The following is a 17,760-nucleotide window of genomic DNA, read 5'->3' on the forward strand; positions in this document are numbered from 1 at the left end:
CCATATCGTCGGACTCTGTCCCGACCCGGCGGAGCCGTACCAGCAGCAAGGAGGCTCGACATGGCAAGTGCGACAGATCGCGATCCGCGCCATCACACACAGAAGATGCAGAAGGCGCTCCATGACATCCGCAATCACCTGCGCGAGGACATCCAGAAAGTCGACGAGCCGCAGTTAAAGGCGATGTTTGAAACGTCCGCCGAGGTTCTCGGCGGCCTCGAGAAGGCTTTCAAGGACTACGAGCAAAAGAACGAGAAGGCCTGGCGCTGACGCGCTGGAGGGCTGACCAACGGTCCCGCGCTCTGGCAGCAGGAGTGTCGCCATGGAAGTCGTCAAGCCAAACAAGCGCCGGCTGCTCCTGCTCGGAGGGGTGCTGGCCACCACGATCGCGGCGCCGGCAATTCTCGCCAGGCCGACTTGCGCCGAACCGAAAGGCGTCGGCGAGAAGTTGAAAGATGCGGTCGCCGGCAAGACGGACGCGGACGTCACGCCGCCCGAAGACTTGATGCGCGAGCATGGCGTACTCGATCGTGTTCTCCTGCTCTACGAAGCGGCGATCCGAAAATTGTCCGCCGGCGAGGACTTCGACCCCGTCCTGATCACGCAATCGGCCGCTATCATCCGCGATTTCATCAACAACTATCATGAGAGGTCGGAGGAGGAGCATGTCTTCCCGCGCTTCAAAAAAGCCGGGCAGATGACGGACCTGGTGGACACCCTGCTGCGCCAGCACGACGCCGGCCGGAAAGTCACGGAAACGATCCTGAGGCTGGCGCCTTCGGGCAGGAGCAATGCGGACGATCGCCGGCAACTGATGGGCTCGATGCAATCCTTCATCACGATGTACCGGCCGCATGCGGCCCGGGAGGACACTGATCTGTTCCCGAAGCTGAAGGACGTGGTCTCATCCAACGAGTACGACGCGATGGCGGAGGATTTCGAGAAAAAGGAGCACGAACTGTTCGGCGAGGACGGCTTCGAGAAGATGGCGGCCCGTGTCGCCCAACTGGAGCAGCAGATGGGCATCCACGATCTCAACCAGTTCACGCCGCGCTGATTGCCGCATTTGCAGATCATGGCACGTATGATCAATCCGGTAAGCCGGCGTGAGAGGTCATCGTCAGATTCCGCCGCCTCCTGCACCTCACTAGGCGCTCTTGCTCGGTTGGTCCGCGCGGGAACGGCCCGTCAAGGACACCGATCTAGTTCGGTCGCCCGATCTTTTGCCGAAGATCTGCAGTCGTCACATCGACGAACAAGTTCGGAATGTCGTCGGCGCGGTGTAGCAGCCACGCCACGACGATCATGATCCCGATTCCGGCTGCGCTCACCGCGAGCTGTGCGATGACCGTACCGCTGTATTGGATCAAGACCCAATGGGCGGAGAACGAAAGCAAGACCCCGAGGCAGAAGATCGGAAGCGAATGCTCGCCGCACAAGGTCAGTGGACGCAATGATCGAAATTTCAGCGGCGGCCAGTCCTGCGGAATCAGGCGATGGACGACGACCGCGAGCGCAAGGAAGTGGGTCAAGCGCAACATGTCCAGATCGGTTTTGTCGATCGGATAGATGAACTTCATCATCCATCGCGGTATGAACGCCTCCAGCGCATGAAAATGCCAGGTCATCACGATAAGGAACGCAAAGATCAGCCAGGCAATTGCCACCGCCGCGACGATCCGCGACTGGATAAAGCTGGCGATCTGGGACGATGCGCCCACGCCGCACCACTGGCCGAAGACAAAGAGCAACTGCCAGCAGAATGGATTGAAGTACCACGTTGTGCCTGGGGGGTAGGAAGCGATGTTCCAATCGAACCATCGCGCCAGCACGTAGAGAACAATCGAGGCCAGCAAGGTGAGATTGGGACGGCGCACCAGGCCCCAGATGACCACTGGGGACAGCAGCAGCAAGACAATGAACAGCGGCAGCACGTCGAGATCGACGGGCTTGTATCGCAGGGTGAGTGCCTGCCCGATCAGGATATCCGGATGCTGGAGAAAATTGAAAACGTTGAATTCGTTTTCATACATCGGATTGTCGAGCCGTCGGGAGGTTCTCGCGACCTGGGCCGTGAAGATCAGGAACAGCATGATATGCGCCGCGTAGATCTGCGCGGCTCGCGTCCACAGCCGCTTCGCCGCGGACAGCACGAAGCCCGAAGCGATGATCGGGCCGTAAATGAAACCGGCGAGGTAGCCCGAGATGAAAACGAAGAACTCCGCAGCGTCGCTGAAGCCGTAATTGCGCAGCGTAATCCAGCCGATGGCTCCGTCGTTGGGGATGTGATCCAGAAAGATCATCCACAACCCAAGCCCTCTGAACAGGTCGAGCCGAACATCACGTTCGATCGTTTCCTCGATCTGGTTCGCGTGGTGGAGCTCCATCGGGACGATCCTCGGCTGCTTCTGAGATCGCGATAGGTGCGCCCGTCGGTGCCTTGCTGCGCGTCAGGCTGGAATGCGTTAGCCGACAGCAAATCCGGGTCGACAGGCGAAGATCAAAGACATCCTTATACTCCCGCGTGACATCGCCGTCCAAGTGCCGCACCGGCATGCTTGGGTCGGGCCGACCCGGCGCGTTCGGTCCGAGTTGCGTGCCGGCGCAAGTTTGCGCATCATTGCCAACGCAGCCTCGCCGCTTACCGCCGCGACCAGCGATTGCTCGCCCATCCGGCGCAGAACACCGCATCGGCGCGGTCGGGAATCGTCTGCGCGAACCAGCGGCCGACATCCGGCGAGGTTTGGGTCGTCGGCTCAGCGCGGTAGCGAAGCTGGCCATAGGCTCCCCGCATCGCCATTCTGTACGAAGGACGACGGCCTGGCCTGCGCACGCCAGAGCTTGACGCCAGAAATTTCCAGATTGCGTAATCTCTGCATCACAAAGGCAGACAGCAGGTGGCCCGGTGCAATGCCTGCCCAAATTGCTGCTTCCCCTGCCCCCTGAGGCAATCGCATATGGCCACGGCCGCGTTTCATCGCCAGGAGCGACGGCCCGCACCATTTCCGAATAATCGAATTAAGCTACTGATTTTGCCCGACATCTCAAATTGCCGCGTCGAACGCCCGCCGCTGTCGCGGCTACTGTGCATGGGGTTGTTTTCGATGTTTTGGTGCTGCGCCCCCGCAACGGCGGACTATCGCCTGTAGCGCTGAGCGCACCCTTCGTCTTGCCCGGTCGAGCCGGCCGTTGACACCGAGGGCGGGGTCGCCGGCACGAAGGGGGATTCACGGCACGATCGTGCCGAAAACACCCCCGAATCGCGCCGGATCAACTCCAAAATGCCCGGTCCCTCACCTCGCGCAGGGCCAAAATCCCTGCAAGACCCTTGACATAGCTGCCCTTTCGGCAGAACGCGTGGGGTCAAGCCGTCATGGACTGTTCATGGATCTGATTAGCACGACCTCCGACCTCGCCGCCGCCTGCGACCGGCTCGCCAAACACAAGGTCATCACCGTCGACACCGAGTTCCTGCGGGAGACGACCTACTATCCGCTGCTCTGCGTCGTGCAGATGGCGAGCGCGGATGAAGCCGTCGTGGTCGACGCGCTGGCGCCCAGCATCGACCTCAGGCCGTTCTTCGATCTGATGTCGAACGAGGCCGTGCTGAAGGTTTTCCACGCCGCGCGGCAGGACATCGAAATCGTTTGGCACCTCTCCGGCACGATCCCGCATCCGATCTTCGACACCCAGGTCGCGGCCATGGTGCTCGGCTATGGCGACAGCATCGCCTATGACCAGCTGGTCGATCGCGTCACCGGCCACCGCCCCGACAAGACCCACCGCTTCACCGACTGGTCGCGCCGGCCGCTGAGCGAGGAGCAACTGCATTACGCCGTCTCCGACGTCACCCATCTGCGCGAAGTGTTCGCGGCGCTCGATGCCGATCTGAAGAAGCGTGACCGCAGCGACTGGGTCAGCGAGGAAATGGAGGTCCTGACCTCGCCGAAGACCTACGACTTCCATCCTGAGCGCGCCTGGGAGCGGCTCAAGACCCGCGTCCGCAAGCCGCGCGAGCTCGCGGTGCTGATCGAGGTTGCCGCCTGGCGCGAGCAGGAGGCCCAGAGCCGCGACGTGCCGCGCTCGCGCGTGCTCAAGGACGATGCGGTCGGCGACATCGCCACCCATGCGCCGACCTCACTGGAGAAGCTCGGCAATCTGCGTTCGCTGCCGAAGGGTTTCGAACGCTCGAAATGGGGCGCCGACATCATCGCCGCCGTGCAGCGGGGGCTCGCCCGCGACCAGGCCACGCTGCCCAAACTGGAAAAGCCGAGAAACAATTCCAATGGAGCTGCGACCGTCGAGCTGCTGAAGGTGCTGCTCCGCATGACCTCGGAGCGCCACGGCGTCGCCAGCAAGGTGATCGCCACCGTCGACGATCTCGAACAGATCGCGGCCAGCGATCAGGCCGATGTCGGCGCCCTGCATGGTTGGCGGCGCGAATTGTTCGGCGAGGCCGCGCTCAAGCTCAAGCACGGCCAGCTCGCGCTCGCGATCGACAAGGGCCGCGTGGTGCGGGTGGATCGGGGCTAGCGCACGCCGCGTTGCAACGCGAAGTTCCGTCCCGCAATCGTCGGCCAATAGCCGGAACGCCGCGCCAGCAACCGCGCGGCACAGGTTGAGGTTGCATCACGCAAAACCAGCCCGCTTGCTAAGGGGCAATTTTCGTGTTGCAATCCCTTCACAATCGGATTGCGGCCGTTCGACTGTGCGTTTCACGACGTCGAAATCCAAGGCTTCAATGGCTTCGAGAGGCGAAACTTCGGACTTGAAGACTTTGGATCTGAAGACCCGGGAATTGAACAGACGGCGGAAAGCCCGCTTGTGGCGTGGCACGTGGAAAACGTGGCCGCGTCTTTTTTATGTCTAGACTGGGAGAGAGACGATGCCGAAGGGTACCGTCAAATGGTTTAACCCGACCAAAGGCTACGGGTTCATCAAGCCGGCCGTCGGCGACAAGGATGTGTTCGTTCACATCTCGGCGGTCGAACGCGCAGGCCTCAGCACACTCAACGAGAACCAGACCGTCGAGTACGAGTTGGTGGAGAACCGCGGCAAGGCGTCGGCAGAGAACCTCAAGGTTCACTGAACGCCGCTGCTGGCGGACTTCATTCTGACGCCTCCCCCGGCCGCATCACCCCGGGGGATCGCTCTCGGGGATCTCTTGCGCAACCACGCGCTAGGGCGCCGGCGCGATCAGCGTGCTGCCGGTTGCCGCGCTGCCCTGCGTCTTGCAGACGTCGCCCTCAAGCCTAAGCCGGCCGCTCGCCAGAAGCCGCAGCGCCTCCGGATAGATGCGATGTTCGATGGTGATCACGCGTGCGGCGAGCGTCTCGGGCGTGTCGTCGTCAGCCACCGTGACCGCGCCCTGCATCACGATCGGTCCGGCATCGGTCTCCGGGATCACGAAATGCACCGTCGCGCCGGACAGCTTGACCCCAGCACGCAGGGCCTGGCCGTGCGGATCGAGGCCGGGGAAACACGGCAGCAGCGACGGATGGATGTTGAGCATCCGCCCGTACCAGTGTCGCACGAAGTCGCCGGTGAACAGCCGCATGAAGCCGCCGAGGCAGATCAGCTCGACCTTTCTGTCGTCGAGCGCCTTCTGCAGCACCGCCTCGAAACCGGCGCGGTCCTTGCCGAACGGCTTGCTCTCGATGACGACGGTCGGAATGCCGCTCGCGGCCGCCTTCGCGAGCCCGGGAGCATCGGCGCGGTTGGAGATCACGGCGACGATCTCGGCTGGAAAATCCGCAGCCTTCGCGGCCTCGATCAGCGCGGCCATATTGGAGCCGCGGCCGGAGATCAGGATGGCTGTGCGGCGCTTCATCTGGAGAGATCGAGATGACCGTTATAGACCACGCGATGCTCGCCGCTCGCCTCGATCACCTCGCCGAGCAGCGTCACGGTCTCGCCGCCGGCGGTGAAGGCCTCGGTCACCGCATCGATCGCATCGGCCTTGACGATCGCGATCATACCGATGCCGCAGTTGAAGGTGCGCAGCAGTTCGAGTTCGGCGATGCCGCCCTGCTCGGCCAGCCACTTGAACACCGGCAGCACCGGCAGCCGCGCCAGGTCGATGCCGACGCCGAGATGCTTCGGCAGCACGCGTGGGATGTTGTCGGTGAAGCCGCCGCCGGTGATGTGGGCGAGGCCCTTCACCGCACCGGTCTCGCGGATCGCGCGCAGGCAGGACTTCACATAGAGCCTGGTCGGCGTCAGCAGCGCCGCGCCGAGCGTCATGACCGGCGCGAACGGCGCCGGCGCATCATAGGCCACGCCGGACTGCTCGACGATCTTGCGCACCAGCGAATAGCCGTTGGAGTGCACGCCGGAGGACGCCAGCCCGATCACGGCATCGCCCGCCGCGATGTCCCCCGTCGGCAGCAGGGTGCCGCGCTCGGCCGCGCCGACCGCAAAGCCGCCGAGGTCGTAATCGCCATCCTTGTAGAGGCCGGGCATCTCGGCGGTCTCGCCACCGATCAGCGCGCAGCCGGATTCGCGGCAGCCCTCGGCGATGCCGGCGACGATCTGCGCGGTGGCCTCCGGATGCAGCTTGCCACAGGCGAAATAGTCGAGGAAGAACAGCGGTTCCGCGCCCTGCACGACCAGGTCGTTGACCGACATCGCGACGAGGTCGATGCCGATGCCGCTGTGGATGCCCGTCTCGATCGCGATCTTCAGCTTGGTGCCAACGCCATCGGTCGCGGCCACCAGAACCGGATCCTTGAAGCCCGCAGCCTTGAGGTCGAACAGCCCGCCGAATCCGCCGATCTCGGCGTCCGCGCCGGGCCGTGCGGTGGCCCGCACCATCGGCTTGATCAGATCGACCAGACGATTGCCGGCGTCGATATCGACGCCCGAATCCGCGTAAGTGAGCCCGTTTTTGCGCTCGGTCATGCCCAATTCCAGATGATCAGGGGCTGGTTACGAGGAATTCCGCCCCCGCGCAATGGCTCGCGGGCGGCTAGCCGCGATACTATGTAGATAACAGCCGGCCGCCGCGCAAAAGAGCCGGATAACGAGTAAAATCAGGCTTCTAGCCGGGAAGCGATTCAAGTTGAGCATTCCGAACATCATCACCCTCGCCCGCATCATCCTGGTGCCGGTGATCGTCTGGGCCATTGTGTCGAGCCAGATGGAGATCGCGTTTGCGATCTTCGTGATCGCCGGCGTCTCGGACGCGGTCGACGGTTTCCTTGCCAAGCGCTTCAACATGGCAAGCGAGCTCGGCGCCCTGCTCGACCCGCTCGCCGACAAGGCGCTCTTGGTGTCGATCTATGTCGCGCTCGGAATCTGGGGCGCGGTGCCGCGCTGGATCGTGATTCTCGTGGTGTCGCGCGACATCATGATCGTCTCCGCCGTGATTGTGTCATGGTTGTTCGACAAGCCGGTCGAGATGAAGCCGCTGATGGTGTCGAAGCTGAACACGGTAGCACAGGTGGCGTTCGCGGCCCTGGTGCTGGCCTCGCTCGGCTTCGGCTTTCAGCCGCATCCCTACGACCTGATCCTGATGGGTCTGGTCACGATCTTTACTTTGGGTTCGGTGTCGCTCTATCTCGTGGAGTGGGTGCGGCACATGAGCACGATCGAGGCTCGGTAGCACCTGATCCGGAAAAGTGGAAAGCGGTTTTCCCGCGACAAACGCGAGGCGTTTGCGCTGGGATCATGCTAAAATAAAGCGGTTTGGAGATTTGCGTGGCCGGTAGCGTTCAACCTCGTCAATTGGCCTTGGCCCTGCCGCACGAGGAGAAGCTGACCCGCGACGATTTCCTCGAGGGGCCCGCCAACGAAGCCGCGCTCGCGCTGATCGACGGCTGGCCCGACTGGCCGAACCGAATTATGCTGCTGGTGGGGCCCGACGGCTCCGGCAAAAGCCACCTCGCCGCGATCTGGGCCGAGTGCGCCGGCGCGCGCGCGACTGCGGCGCATGCGCTGACCGCCGACACGGTGCCGGCCGCGCTCGCCACCGGCGCGCTGGTGGTCGAGGATTTGAGGCCGGCGGATTTCGACGAGCGCGCGATGTTTCACCTGCTGAATCTCGCCCGCCAGGACGATGCCTTCGTTTTGATCACGGCACGCATCCCGCCGTCGGCATTCGAGATCGAGCTGCGGGATCTACGGTCGAGGCTGCGTGCGGTGCCGACGGTGGCGCTGCTGCCGCCCGACGACCAGCTGTTCCGCGGCCTGATCCTCAAGTTCTGCGCCGACCGCCAGATGAGCGTGGACGAACCGCTCGTCAGCTACCTGACCACCCGGATCGAGCGCTCCTATGCCGCGGTCCGGCAGGCAGTCGAACTGCTTGACACCGAGGCGCTGCGGCTCGGCCGGCCGGTGACCCGGGCGCTGGCGGCGGAGCTGTTGCGCGATGCCTGAGCCATGCCGCGGCTTGACGGCGCAGCCGGGCGGAACATCAATGTCATCGAAACGTCATCGCAATATCACATGGTCGGCGCGGCCCTCGGCTAGACCGCTCCGGCCCCTGCCCCGAATTGGACCAGCACTTGATGGACTCGGCACAAGCACCTGAAATCAAAGAGAAAGAGGCGGAACTTCCGCCCGTCCCCGCGATCGCAACCAGCCCCGAGCGGTTCATCAACCGGGAGCTGTCCTGGCTGCATTTCAATCGCCGGGTGCTCGAGGAATCGGTCAATCCCGGCCATCCCGTGCTGGAGCGGGTGCGCTTCCTGTCGATCTCGGCGAATAACCTCGACGAGTTCTTCATGGTCCGCGTCGCCGGTATCAAGGCGCAAGTCCGCGAGGGTATTACCGAGCGCAGCCCGGACGGCCTGCTGCCAGCCGAGCAGCTCGTGATGATCAACAAGACGGTGTCGCAACTCGCCGCCGACCAGCAGGCGATCTGGAGCGAACTGCGCGACATCCTGTCCAAGGTCGGCATCCAGTTGGTTGACGGGCGCGACGTGACCAAGTCCGAACGCACCTGGATCGAGGATCACTTCCTCCACAACATCTTCCCGCTGCTGACGCCGCTGGCGATCGATCCGGCGCATCCGTTCCCGTTCATCCCGAACCTCGGCTTCACGGTCGCGCTGCAATTGTCGCGGATCGCCGACGGCAAGGCGATGAACGCGTTGATCCGCATGCCCGGCAAGATCGACCGCTTCATCCGCATCCCCTCTACCAAGGAAGGTGCGCCGGCGCGGCTGATCACATTGGAGCAAGCCACCGGTCTGTTCATCGGCCGCCTGTTCCCCGGCTACACCGTCAAGGGCCAGGGCGCGTTCCGCATCATCAGGGACTCCGAACTCGAGATCGAGGAAGAGGCCGAGGACCTCGTCCGCTTGTTCGAGACCGCGCTCAAGCGCCGCCGCCGCGGATCGGTGATCCGGCTCGAGATCGAGGCCACGATGCCCGAAGAGCTGCGCATCTTCGTGCAGCACGCATTGTCGGCGGCGGACGATGAAGTGATCCTGGTCGACGGCGTGCTCGCGATGAACGAGCTGTCGCAGCTGACCCGCCTCAATCGCCCCGACCTCGAATTCCCGCCCTACGTGCCCCGCCACCCCGAGCGCGTCCGTGACCATGGCGGCGACATCTTTGCCGCCATCCGCCAGAAGGATCTCGTGGTCCACCACCCCTACGAATCCTTCGACGTCGTCGTCCAGTTCCTGCAACAGGCGGCGCGCGATCCCGACGTGGTCGCGATCAAGCAGACGCTCTATCGCACCTCGAACAACTCGCCGATCGTGCGCGCGCTGGCCGAAGCCGCCGAAGCCGGCAAGTCGGTGACCGCGCTGATCGAACTCAAGGCGCGCTTCGACGAGGAAGCCAATATCCGCTGGGCTCGCGACCTCGAACGCGCCGGCGTGCAGGTCGTGTACGGCTTCATCGAGCTGAAGACGCACGCCAAGCTGTCGATGGTGGTGCGCCGCGAGGGCGGCAATCTCACGACCTATGTGCATACCGGCACCGGCAACTACCATCCGGTCACCGCGCGCATCTACACCGACCTCTCCTACTTCACCTCGGATCCGATCATCGGCCGCGATGTCGCGCGGGTGTTCAACTACATCACCGGCTATGCCGAACCGAGCGACATCGAGAAGATGGCGGTATCGCCGCTGACGCTGCGCAAGCGGATCATCGAGCACATCCATGACGAGATCGCCCACGTCAAGCATGGCCGGCCCGGCGCGGTCTGGATGAAGATGAATGCGCTGGTCGACCCCGACATCATCGATGCGCTGTACGAGGCGTCGCAGGCCGGCGTCTCGGTCGAGCTCGTGGTGCGCGGCATCTGCTGCCTGCGGCCAGGGCTGCCGGGATTGTCGGAGAACATCCGCGTCAAGTCGGTGATCGGCCGGTTCCTGGAACATGGCCGGATCTATTGCTTCGGCATGGGCCAGGGCCTGCCGAGCACAAAAGCTGCTGTGTATATCTCGTCCGCCGACATGATGCCGCGCAACCTCGACCGCCGCGTCGAGGTGCTCTGTCCGCTGCAAAATCCGACGGTGCATCAGCAGGTTCTCGAGCAGATCATGGTCGCGAACCTGAAGGACAATGAGCAGAGCTGGCAATTGTTGCCGGACGGATCGTCAACGCGTATGAAGGCCGCGAAAGGCGAAGAGCCCTTCAATCTGCATGACTATTTTATGACAAATCCGAGTCTGTCCGGCCGTGGTAAGTCTCTCAAGGAATCTTCACCGCGCCGTCTCACGCGTCGCAACGAGCGTCAGCAGCCATCGTCTTAAGGGGGCTTTACGGTGAAGCGGCCGCGGAAGCGCGCTTCCAGCGTCGCTGTGATCGATATCGGCTCGAACTCGGTTCGTCTCGTGGTCTACGAGGCGATGGCGCGCAGCCTCGTCACCATCTTCAACGAGAAGGCGTTGTGCGGGCTCGGACGCGAGGTGCAGAGCACCGGCCTGCTCGCAACCGATGCCGTCAACAAGGCGCTCACCGCGCTGCGCCGCTTTCGCGCGTTGTGCCGGATCCAGCAGGTCGGCCGCGTCTACGCGATCGCGACCGCGGCCTGCCGCGACGCCAAGAACGGACCGGACTTCATCGCCAAGGCAGAGCGCATCTGCGGCGCCAAGATCGAGATTCTCACCGGACCGCGCGAAGCGAAGCTGTCTGCGCTCGGCGTCGTCTCGGGCGTGCACAATCCGAACGGCATCGTCGGCGACCTCGGCGGCGGCTCGCTCGAACTGATCGACGTCCGGGGCAACCGCGTGCGCAGCGGCGTGACGCTGCCGCTCGGCAGCCTTGCACTGCAGGACCTCTCGAACAAGTCGCTCAAGCGTGCTGAACGCATCGTCAAGAACGAACTGCTCGGCGTTGCCCAGCTCAAGACCGGTCGCGGTCGCACCTTCTACGCGGTCGGCGGCACCTGGCGTGCGCTGGCGCGCATCCACATCATCCAGAGCGGCTACCCGCTCAAGGTGATGCACGGCTATTCGATTCCGGCCGCCGACGCGCTCGACTTCGTGCAGCGGCTGCGGCGGCTCGCGGCCACCAACATGCTGGCCAATATCGAGTCGATCGCCGACGCGCGGCGGCCGCTACTGGCCTATGCCGCGCTGGTGCTCGAATACATCATCCGCGTGGCGCAGCCGAAGAGCATTGTGTTCTCCACCTTCGGCGTGCGCGAGGGCCTGCTCTACGAGATGCTGCCGCCGGCCGAGCGCGCCAAGGATGGGCTGCACTGCGCCGCGCAGAACCTCAACGAATTGCTGTCGCGCTCCGCCCGTCACGCTCAGGAGCTGACGGCGTGGACCGACCGGCTGGTGCGCGTCGTCCGGCTGCGCGAGACCGAGGAAGACCGCAGGCTGCGTCACGTCGCCTGCCTGCTCTCCGATATCGGCTGGCGCGTCCATCCCGATCATCGCGGCGAGGAAACCCTCAGCCTGATCATGAACGGCAATTTCGGCTCGATCACCCATCAGGGCCGCGCCTTCGTCGCGCTGTCGGTGTTCTATCGCTACGCCGGCCTCAGCGAGGAGAACGAGCCGCCGCCGCAGATCCGCGCGCTGGTGACGCCGGCGATGGACGAGCGCGCGCGTGTGCTCGGCGCGGCGTTCCGCGTCGCGCATCTGATCACGGCGGCACGCACCGGCGTGCTGCCGCTGACGCATTTCCGTACCCAGGGTCGCAAGCTGATGCTGGTGTTCGAGCATCGGATGGTGGATCTGGTCGCCGACCGCGTCGGCAGCCGCTTCAAGCAATTGGCGCGGCTGGTCGGGCGCGCCGGCTCGATCGTGCGACGCTAATAATACCCCTCACGCCGCCTTGGCGGCGTGCTTGGCTTTCCGCTGTGCGTGGCGGCGCCAGATCGATCCCACAACCAACACGACGATGATGCCGAGCACGGCGAGCGCGATCTCGCCGCCGTTGCCGCCATGGGCGAATTGCGGCGACATGCCGAGCGAGTTCAGCCAGGAATCCAGCCTGGCACCGAGCGGTCCGGCGAACAGCGCATCCAGCCTCGGATGCACCGCCGGATCGGTCGCGATGACGTCGCCCGCGATCCAGCCGAGCAGCGCGGCGCCGGCCCAGACCAGGACCGGCAGCTTGGTGAGCAGCGCCATGATCAGCGCCGCGCCGGCGACGATCAGGGGAACGCTGATCGCAAGTCCGAGCACCAGCAGCGGCACGCTGCCATTGGCGGCGGCGGCGACCGCGATCACATTGTCGAGGCTCATCACGATGTCCGCGACCACGACGATCTGAACCGCGGCCCACAGATGCGAGGCCGCGTGCACGCTGTCCTCGTCCTCCTGCTCTGGCACCAGCAGCTTGGCGGCGATCACGATCAACGCGAGGCCACCGACCAGCTTCAGATAGGGAAGCTCCATCAGGCTGGCGACGATGCCGGTGAAGATGACGCGCAGCAGCACCGCCGCGGCGGCGCCGAGAATCATGCCCCACAGGCGCTGGCGCGGCGCGAGCCCGCGGCAGGCGAGCGCGATCACGAGCGCGTTGTCGCCCGACAGCAGAACATTGATCCAGATGATCTTGCCGACGGCGACCCAGAAGGTCGGGGTCGCCATCTCGTTCTTGAACTCGGTGAAGAACGCGCCGATGTACGCCGGATCAAAGATCTGCCACAGCCAGTCCACAGCGGGTCCTATTCGGCCTTGCGACCGCCCCTGGCGGCGGTGGTCCGCCGCTCCCCGGTTCATTCCTACGCGGTCTCGTCGGGAGACCGCGTCATTCCCAATTGTGCGGCGTCAGCCGACGATCTCGTTGCCGGCGAAGAACTGCGCGATCTCGATCAACGCGGTCTCCGGCGCATCGGAACCGTGCACCGAATTCTCGCCGATCGACTTCGCATAGAGCTTGCGGATGGTGCCTTCGGCGGCCTTCGACGGATCGGTCGCGCCCATCACATCACGGTACTTCAGGATGGCGCCCTCGCCCTCCAGCACCTGGACCACCACGGGGCCTGAAGTCATGAAGTCGACCAGCTCGCCGAAGAACGGGCGCGCCTTGTGGACGGCATAGAAGGTCTCGGCCTGGCCGCGGGTCATGCGGATGCGCTTCTGCGCCACGATCCGCAGGCCCGCCTTCTCGATCACCGCGTTGACCGCGCCGGTCAGGTTGCGCTCGGTGGCATCGGGCTTGATGATCGAAAAGGTGCGTTCAATCGCCATGATTTCGTCCTTGTAAACGGTGGCTGGGAGTTGCCGGGGCTTATATCGGCGCGATGGGGTAACGGCAAGCGACCCTGTGACGCGTTAGCCTTTAGTTTTGAGGGATCTTCACGACAAAAACCGTTGTCCGGGCGGTCTCCGGGCAGAGACAGGCTCGGCCAACTTACCGCGATTTCACTTAGGTGAACCCATTCTGACAGCGCCGTGCCGCTGCCGTTCAGCTGCAGCCGCCTAGGCTCTCCACCGATCGGACGCCTTGCTGGCCCCCCATCCGCAAGCCTCACAGGACGTCTCGGGAAACGATGTCACCGCGGGCGCGACATGCGCGCCCATACCTCGAGGAGACGATCATGCTACGCAAATTATCGCTCGCTGCCGTTGCCGCAATTTCGCTCGGTGCCGCCGCGCTCGCCCCGACCTCCGCCTCGGCCTGGGGTGGCTGGCATGGCGGCTGGCACGGTGGATGGCACCACGGCTGGTGGGGCGGCCCGCGCGTCATCGTCGGAGGCCCGGCCTATTATGGCGGATACGGCTATGGCTATGGCGGCTGCTATGTCCGCCGCGTCGTGCCGACCCCGTGGGGTCCGCGCTGGCGCCTGGTCAACCGCTGCTACTGATCCATCCGTTCTGTCGACTGCTCCCCCAACTGACTCAGCCCCGGCCTCGCGCCGGGGCTTTTTTCATGCCCGCAGGGGAACCGGCCGCGTGACGCCGCTCACCACCACCCCAAGGCGAGAGTAAGGCAGGGCGGAAACCAAATTCAGGGTCGCGACTTGTCATGGCAAGAATTTATTCGAATACGCGAGGTGGAACTCGCCAACAACCATACCAAGAGATCGACCATGACGATGCCCATGACCCAGATCGAAAATGATCCCGATCAGATGGATCACAAGACCTGCCGTTACATCTGCGACGCCGTGGGTGAACGGCTACAGCAAAGCATGCGGCCAGAGCCCGCGCTGTCCTCCCGCCTGCAGCAGCTCCTGGACGAGATGCAACGACGCGAAGCCGATCGCCATTAATGCCATTTAATGTTAGAGGCTGACCAGCAGCCAATTTGCGCTTTTGCAACAGCTACCCGGAGAGATTTACGGGTTGCGTTTCGCAGCGGGTCCGGTGACAACGCTGCATGCTCTCCATCACTGACATTTCAGTCCGGATCGCCGGGCGGCTGTTGATTGATCACAGCTCTGTGCAAATCGTGCCCGGCGCGCGGGTCGGATTTGTCGGCCGTAACGGCGTCGGCAAGTCGACGCTGTTTCATGCCATCCGGGGCGACCTCCCGATCGAGAGCGGCAGCATCGCGCTGCCGCCGCGGTGGCGGATCGGCAGCCTTGCGCAGGAAGCGCCTGACGGCCCCGAAAGCCTGATCAACGTCGTGCTGAAGGCCGATCTGGAGCGCGACGCGCTGCTGCGCGAGGCCGAGACCGCGCACGATCCGCACCGGATCGCCGAGATCCAGACCCGGCTGGTCGACATCGACGCCCACTCCGCCCCTGCACGCGCCGCGGCGATACTCGCCGGCCTCGGCTTCTCGACATCGGACCAGGCACGGCCGTGTGCGGAATTTTCCGGCGGCTGGCGCATGCGCGTGGCGCTGGCGGCGACGCTGTTCTCCGCGCCCGATCTGTTGCTGCTGGACGAGCCGACCAACTATCTCGATCTCGAGGGCACGTTGTGGCTCGAGAACCACCTCGCCAACTACCCGCGCACGGTGATCGTGATCAGCCATGACCGCGATCTCCTCGACACTTCGGTTGATCAGATCCTGCACCTCGATCGCGGCAAGCTCACGCTCTACAAGGGCACCTACTCCTCGTTCGAGGAGCAGCGCGCCGCGCGCGAATTGCTCGACGCCAAGCACGCCAAGCGGCAGGCCGATGAACGCAAGCGCCTGCAGGACTTTGTCGACCGCTTCAAGGCCAAGGCCTCCAAGGCGCGGCAGGCGCAATCGCGCGTCAAGATGCTGGAGCGGATGAAACCGATCACCGCGCTGGTGACCCAGGACGTTCGCGAGATTTCGTTCCCGGCGCCGGAGAAGCTGCTGTCGCCGCCGATCATCGCGGTCGATGACGTCTCGGTTGGCTACGAGCCGGGCAAGCCCGTGCTCAACCGCGTGACGCTGCGCGTCGACACCGACGACCGCATCGCGCTGTTGGGCGCCAACGGCAACGGCAAGTCGACGCTGGTCAAGCTGCTGGCGGGCAAGCTCGCGCCGTTCACCGGCAGGATCACGCGGGCGGATAAACTGTCGGTCGGCTATTTCGCCCAGCATCAGGTCGACGAGCTCAATCTCGACGGCTCGCCCTATGATCACATCCGCAAGCTGATGCCCGAGGCGCCGGAGAGCAAGGTGCGCGGCCGCGTCGGCGCGATCGGCTTCTCCGGCAAGGCCGGCGACACGCTGGTGAAGAGCCTGTCGGGCGGCGAGAAGGCGCGGCTGCTGCTCGGGCTGGCGACGTTCTACGCCCCCAACATGATCATCCTGGACGAGCCGACCAACCATCTCGACATCGACAGCCGCGCGGCACTGGCGGAGGCGATCAACGAATTTCCCGGCGCCATCATGATGGTCTCGCACGATCGCTACCTGATCGAGGCCTGCGCCGACCGCCTGTGGGTCGTGGCTAACCAGACCGTGACGGCATATGACGGCGATCTCGACGACTATCGACGCATGATCCTGTCGGCCAATGACGGACGGACCGTGTCGCGTGAGCGCGTCAAGGAGCCGGCACGGCCGGAACGCGCCCGCAATGAGAAGCGCGCTTCACCGAGGCAGCGCGTCGCACAGGCCGAGAGCGAGATCGAGCGCATCAACGGCATCATCGCCAAGATCGATACCGCGCTCGCGCTGCCCGATATTTTCACCCGCGATCCCAAACAGGCCGCACAGCTGACCAAGGCGCGCGCCGGCGCCGAGAGCGCGTTGCAACGCGCCGAGGAGGAATGGCTGGAAGCGAGTTCCGGGCCCGACGAAGCCGCAAACTAGATTTGATCCGCCGGACGGAGCTGCGGCGAAAATGCCCTAACCGTGCGCGGTCTTTTTCTTCTTCGGCTTCGCGGGCTTCGGCTCGGGCGCAGCATCCGGGCCACGCTCGACCGATGTCAGGCGCCCCGAATTGAACGTGTAGATGCCGGCGCGCGCGCCGCGCGACCAGGTCACGACCGCGACGCGCTCGCCGCCCGGCGCGCTGGACAGGTTCACGCTGTCGGGGGCGCCGATGCCGCGCACGACGTCGCATTCGGTGTGGCCGAGTGCGACGCTGCCGCCGGTCGGCTGCGGCGGCGCACCGGGCGCCTGCGCGTTGGCGTCAGCGGCACCAGCGGGCGGCGCCATGCCGGGACAGCTTCCATCGGCGCTGACGAGATCGTCGTTGGTCACCGGCTTGTCCGGCGTCAGCGGCGGCGATTCGATCGAGATGTTGCGGATGAACACCCGTCCAGGGCGCGAGAACCAATCCGCGTCACGCGAAAAGATGTCGGATGCGCTCGAGCAGCCGGCAAGGCCAGGTGCAAGCACCAGCAACGCCAGCAGCGACTTCCGACTGAATGTTCCGTCTCGCACGATCGACAAGGCTCCTCATCCCTCTACCTAAGGGCTTGTCCGAACATCACTTTGCGGCATGACCGTGACCCGCCCCAAGCCCCGTCTCAGGAAACGTCGAATTATCATTAATTAGTCGATATCGCTATTGGCGCCGCTGCCAGCGTCCCCGCTCGTCGGTCTGCCAATAGGTGACCTCGAAGCCGCGTGCCTTGCAAGCGGTCCAGCTCTCCCGCGCCGAAGCTACCGCGTCCGGGTCGTCGCCGTTGAACACCAGGACGATCCGCTCGTAGCTGTCGCAGTCGGCCGGGAGCGCCGCATTGTCGACCAGGAACCGGACATTGGCCCGATTCGGATTGCCCTCCTCGATCGACAGGAGGATCGGCTGATCCTGCGCGTCGGCAACGCGGGAGCTCGCATGCGGCAGGAACGAATCGTCGCTGTAGGTCCACAAATGCGCGTCGAGCGTCTCGGCGCGCTCCTGCGACGTCGATTGTACGACCACCCGCCAGCCGCGCTCGAGCGACTTCTCGAGCAGCGGCGGCAGCACGCTCTCCAGCGTCATGTTCTGCAGATGGTAGAACAGAACCTCGGTCATGC

Annotated in this window: 19 protein-coding genes; 11 read left to right on the plus strand and 8 right to left on the minus strand. The window is 64.4% G+C overall.

The window, feature by feature from the left end; genetic code table 11:
* Positions 1-60: 60 nt before the first annotated feature.
* Together ACVISU_RS03470 and ACVISU_RS03475 are read left to right on the plus strand one after the other, a co-directional pair.
* Entirely contained in the window at positions 61-270 is a 210-nt protein-coding gene (locus ACVISU_RS03470) for a hypothetical protein (RefSeq protein ID WP_456706011.1), read from the plus strand.
* A gap of 52 nt (positions 271-322) precedes the next feature.
* Complete coding sequence (locus ACVISU_RS03475) at positions 323-1,057, plus strand: hemerythrin domain-containing protein (protein WP_456706012.1); 735 nt, start codon at positions 323-325, stop codon at positions 1,055-1,057.
* 145 nt (positions 1,058-1,202) lie between these two features.
* On the opposite strand, the gene ACVISU_RS03480 is transcribed toward ACVISU_RS03475, so the two are convergent.
* Both ACVISU_RS03480 and ACVISU_RS03485 read right to left on the minus strand, forming a co-directional pair.
* Positions 1,203-2,387, minus strand: coding sequence for an OpgC domain-containing protein (locus ACVISU_RS03480; protein ID WP_456706013.1), 1,185 nt, complete (start codon positions 2,385-2,387; stop codon positions 1,203-1,205).
* A 254-nt stretch (positions 2,388-2,641) separates the two neighbouring features.
* A complete protein-coding gene (locus tag ACVISU_RS03485; RefSeq protein WP_456706014.1) occupies positions 2,642-2,794 on the minus strand; it encodes a hypothetical protein in 153 nt (50 codons plus the stop codon).
* Positions 2,795-3,384: 590 nt separating this feature from the next.
* On the opposite strand from ACVISU_RS03485, the gene rnd reads away from it, so the two are divergent.
* Together rnd and ACVISU_RS03495 are read left to right on the plus strand one after the other, a co-directional pair.
* The gene (rnd, locus tag ACVISU_RS03490) at positions 3,385-4,533 is read left to right on the plus strand and encodes a ribonuclease D (RefSeq protein ID WP_456706015.1); all 1,149 of its coding nucleotides are present in this window, start codon (positions 3,385-3,387) and stop codon (positions 4,531-4,533) included.
* 352 nt (positions 4,534-4,885) lie between these two features.
* Complete coding sequence (locus ACVISU_RS03495) at positions 4,886-5,089, plus strand: cold-shock protein (RefSeq protein WP_021079877.1); 204 nt, start codon at positions 4,886-4,888, stop codon at positions 5,087-5,089.
* A 90-nt stretch (positions 5,090-5,179) separates the two neighbouring features.
* On the opposite strand, the gene purN is transcribed toward ACVISU_RS03495, so the two are convergent.
* Entirely contained in the window at positions 5,180-5,830 is a 651-nt protein-coding gene (gene purN / locus ACVISU_RS03500) for a phosphoribosylglycinamide formyltransferase (protein WP_456706016.1), read from the minus strand.
* Positions 5,827-6,900 (minus strand): phosphoribosylformylglycinamidine cyclo-ligase, encoded by a 1,074-nt coding sequence (gene purM, locus ACVISU_RS03505; RefSeq protein ID WP_456706017.1) that lies wholly within the window; start codon positions 6,898-6,900, stop codon positions 5,827-5,829. Before purM ends, purN begins: the two co-directional genes overlap by 4 nt.
* A 160-nt stretch (positions 6,901-7,060) precedes the next feature.
* Between purM and ACVISU_RS03510 the strand changes: the two genes are divergently transcribed.
* The 4 genes from ACVISU_RS03510 (at position 7,061) to ppx (ending at position 12,227) form a co-directional block, all read left to right on the plus strand.
* Complete coding sequence (locus tag ACVISU_RS03510; protein ID WP_050401447.1) at positions 7,061-7,603, plus strand: CDP-alcohol phosphatidyltransferase family protein; 543 nt, start codon at positions 7,061-7,063, stop codon at positions 7,601-7,603.
* Positions 7,604-7,698: 95 nt separating this feature from the next.
* On the plus strand, positions 7,699-8,376 hold the full coding sequence (locus ACVISU_RS03515; RefSeq protein ID WP_456706018.1) for a chromosomal replication initiator DnaA: 678 nt from the start codon (positions 7,699-7,701) through the stop codon (positions 8,374-8,376).
* Between the two features lie 131 nt (positions 8,377-8,507).
* The gene (locus tag ACVISU_RS03520; protein WP_050401449.1) at positions 8,508-10,712 is read left to right on the plus strand and encodes an RNA degradosome polyphosphate kinase; all 2,205 of its coding nucleotides are present in this window, start codon (positions 8,508-8,510) and stop codon (positions 10,710-10,712) included.
* Positions 10,713-10,724: 12 nt separating this feature from the next.
* Entirely contained in the window at positions 10,725-12,227 is a 1,503-nt protein-coding gene (ppx, locus tag ACVISU_RS03525; RefSeq protein WP_050401450.1) for an exopolyphosphatase, read from the plus strand.
* Between the two features lie 9 nt (positions 12,228-12,236).
* On the opposite strand, the gene ACVISU_RS03530 is transcribed toward ppx, so the two are convergent.
* Positions 12,237-13,076, minus strand: a complete 840-nt coding sequence (locus ACVISU_RS03530; protein ID WP_050401451.1) for a TerC family protein — start codon at positions 13,074-13,076, stop codon at positions 12,237-12,239.
* Positions 13,077-13,187: 111 nt separating this feature from the next.
* Positions 13,188-13,610 (minus strand): nucleoside-diphosphate kinase, encoded by a 423-nt coding sequence (gene ndk, locus ACVISU_RS03535; RefSeq protein ID WP_063695155.1) that lies wholly within the window; start codon positions 13,608-13,610, stop codon positions 13,188-13,190.
* A gap of 350 nt (positions 13,611-13,960) precedes the next feature.
* Here ndk and ACVISU_RS03540 point away from each other — a divergent pair, with 350 nt between their 5' ends.
* From ACVISU_RS03540 to ACVISU_RS03550, 3 genes are all read left to right on the plus strand, one after another.
* On the plus strand, positions 13,961-14,227 hold the full coding sequence (locus tag ACVISU_RS03540) for a hypothetical protein (protein ID WP_050406602.1): 267 nt from the start codon (positions 13,961-13,963) through the stop codon (positions 14,225-14,227).
* A gap of 225 nt (positions 14,228-14,452) precedes the next feature.
* A complete protein-coding gene (locus ACVISU_RS03545) occupies positions 14,453-14,635 on the plus strand; it encodes a hypothetical protein (RefSeq protein ID WP_083991961.1) in 183 nt (60 codons plus the stop codon).
* Between the two features lie 107 nt (positions 14,636-14,742).
* Complete coding sequence (locus ACVISU_RS03550; protein WP_456706019.1) at positions 14,743-16,605, plus strand: ABC-F family ATP-binding cassette domain-containing protein; 1,863 nt, start codon at positions 14,743-14,745, stop codon at positions 16,603-16,605.
* A 36-nt stretch (positions 16,606-16,641) separates the two neighbouring features.
* Here the strand turns inward: ACVISU_RS03550 and ACVISU_RS03555 are convergent, their stop codons facing one another.
* Both ACVISU_RS03555 and ACVISU_RS03560 read right to left on the minus strand, forming a co-directional pair.
* Positions 16,642-17,190, minus strand: a complete 549-nt coding sequence (locus ACVISU_RS03555) for a hypothetical protein (protein WP_083991886.1) — start codon at positions 17,188-17,190, stop codon at positions 16,642-16,644.
* A gap of 115 nt (positions 17,191-17,305) precedes the next feature.
* Positions 17,306-17,758 carry a DNA polymerase III subunit chi gene (locus ACVISU_RS03560; RefSeq protein WP_050406428.1) on the minus strand — a complete coding sequence of 151 codons (453 nt, stop codon included), beginning with the start codon at positions 17,756-17,758 and terminating at the stop codon, positions 17,306-17,308.
* Positions 17,759-17,760: the final 2 nt, after the last annotated feature.

Source organism: Bradyrhizobium sp. USDA 4452, from assembly GCF_054063575.1.

Excerpts from the sequence above, each read along its gene's own strand:
- ACVISU_RS03545 (WP_083991961.1), top strand. The coding sequence starts at position 14,453 with ATGACGATGCCCATGACCCAGATCGAAAATGATCCCGATCAGATGGAT.
- ACVISU_RS03560 (WP_050406428.1), bottom strand. The coding sequence starts at position 17,758 with ATGACCGAGGTTCTGTTCTACCATCTGCAGAACATGACGCTGGAGAGC.
- ACVISU_RS03475 (WP_456706012.1), top strand. The coding sequence starts at position 323 with ATGGAAGTCGTCAAGCCAAACAAGCGCCGGCTGCTCCTGCTCGGAGGG.
- ACVISU_RS03485 (WP_456706014.1), bottom strand. The coding sequence starts at position 2,794 with ATGCGGGGAGCCTATGGCCAGCTTCGCTACCGCGCTGAGCCGACGACC.
- ndk (WP_063695155.1), bottom strand. The coding sequence starts at position 13,610 with ATGGCGATTGAACGCACCTTTTCGATCATCAAGCCCGATGCCACCGAG.
- ACVISU_RS03495 (WP_021079877.1), top strand. The coding sequence starts at position 4,886 with ATGCCGAAGGGTACCGTCAAATGGTTTAACCCGACCAAAGGCTACGGG.
- ACVISU_RS03540 (WP_050406602.1), top strand. The coding sequence starts at position 13,961 with ATGCTACGCAAATTATCGCTCGCTGCCGTTGCCGCAATTTCGCTCGGT.
- ACVISU_RS03470 (WP_456706011.1), top strand. The coding sequence starts at position 61 with ATGGCAAGTGCGACAGATCGCGATCCGCGCCATCACACACAGAAGATG.
- ACVISU_RS03480 (WP_456706013.1), bottom strand. The coding sequence starts at position 2,387 with ATGGAGCTCCACCACGCGAACCAGATCGAGGAAACGATCGAACGTGAT.
- rnd (WP_456706015.1), top strand. The coding sequence starts at position 3,385 with ATGGATCTGATTAGCACGACCTCCGACCTCGCCGCCGCCTGCGACCGG.
- purN (WP_456706016.1), bottom strand. The coding sequence starts at position 5,830 with ATGAAGCGCCGCACAGCCATCCTGATCTCCGGCCGCGGCTCCAATATG.
- purM (WP_456706017.1), bottom strand. The coding sequence starts at position 6,900 with ATGACCGAGCGCAAAAACGGGCTCACTTACGCGGATTCGGGCGTCGAT.
- ACVISU_RS03550 (WP_456706019.1), top strand. The coding sequence starts at position 14,743 with ATGCTCTCCATCACTGACATTTCAGTCCGGATCGCCGGGCGGCTGTTG.
- ACVISU_RS03520 (WP_050401449.1), top strand. The coding sequence starts at position 8,508 with ATGGACTCGGCACAAGCACCTGAAATCAAAGAGAAAGAGGCGGAACTT.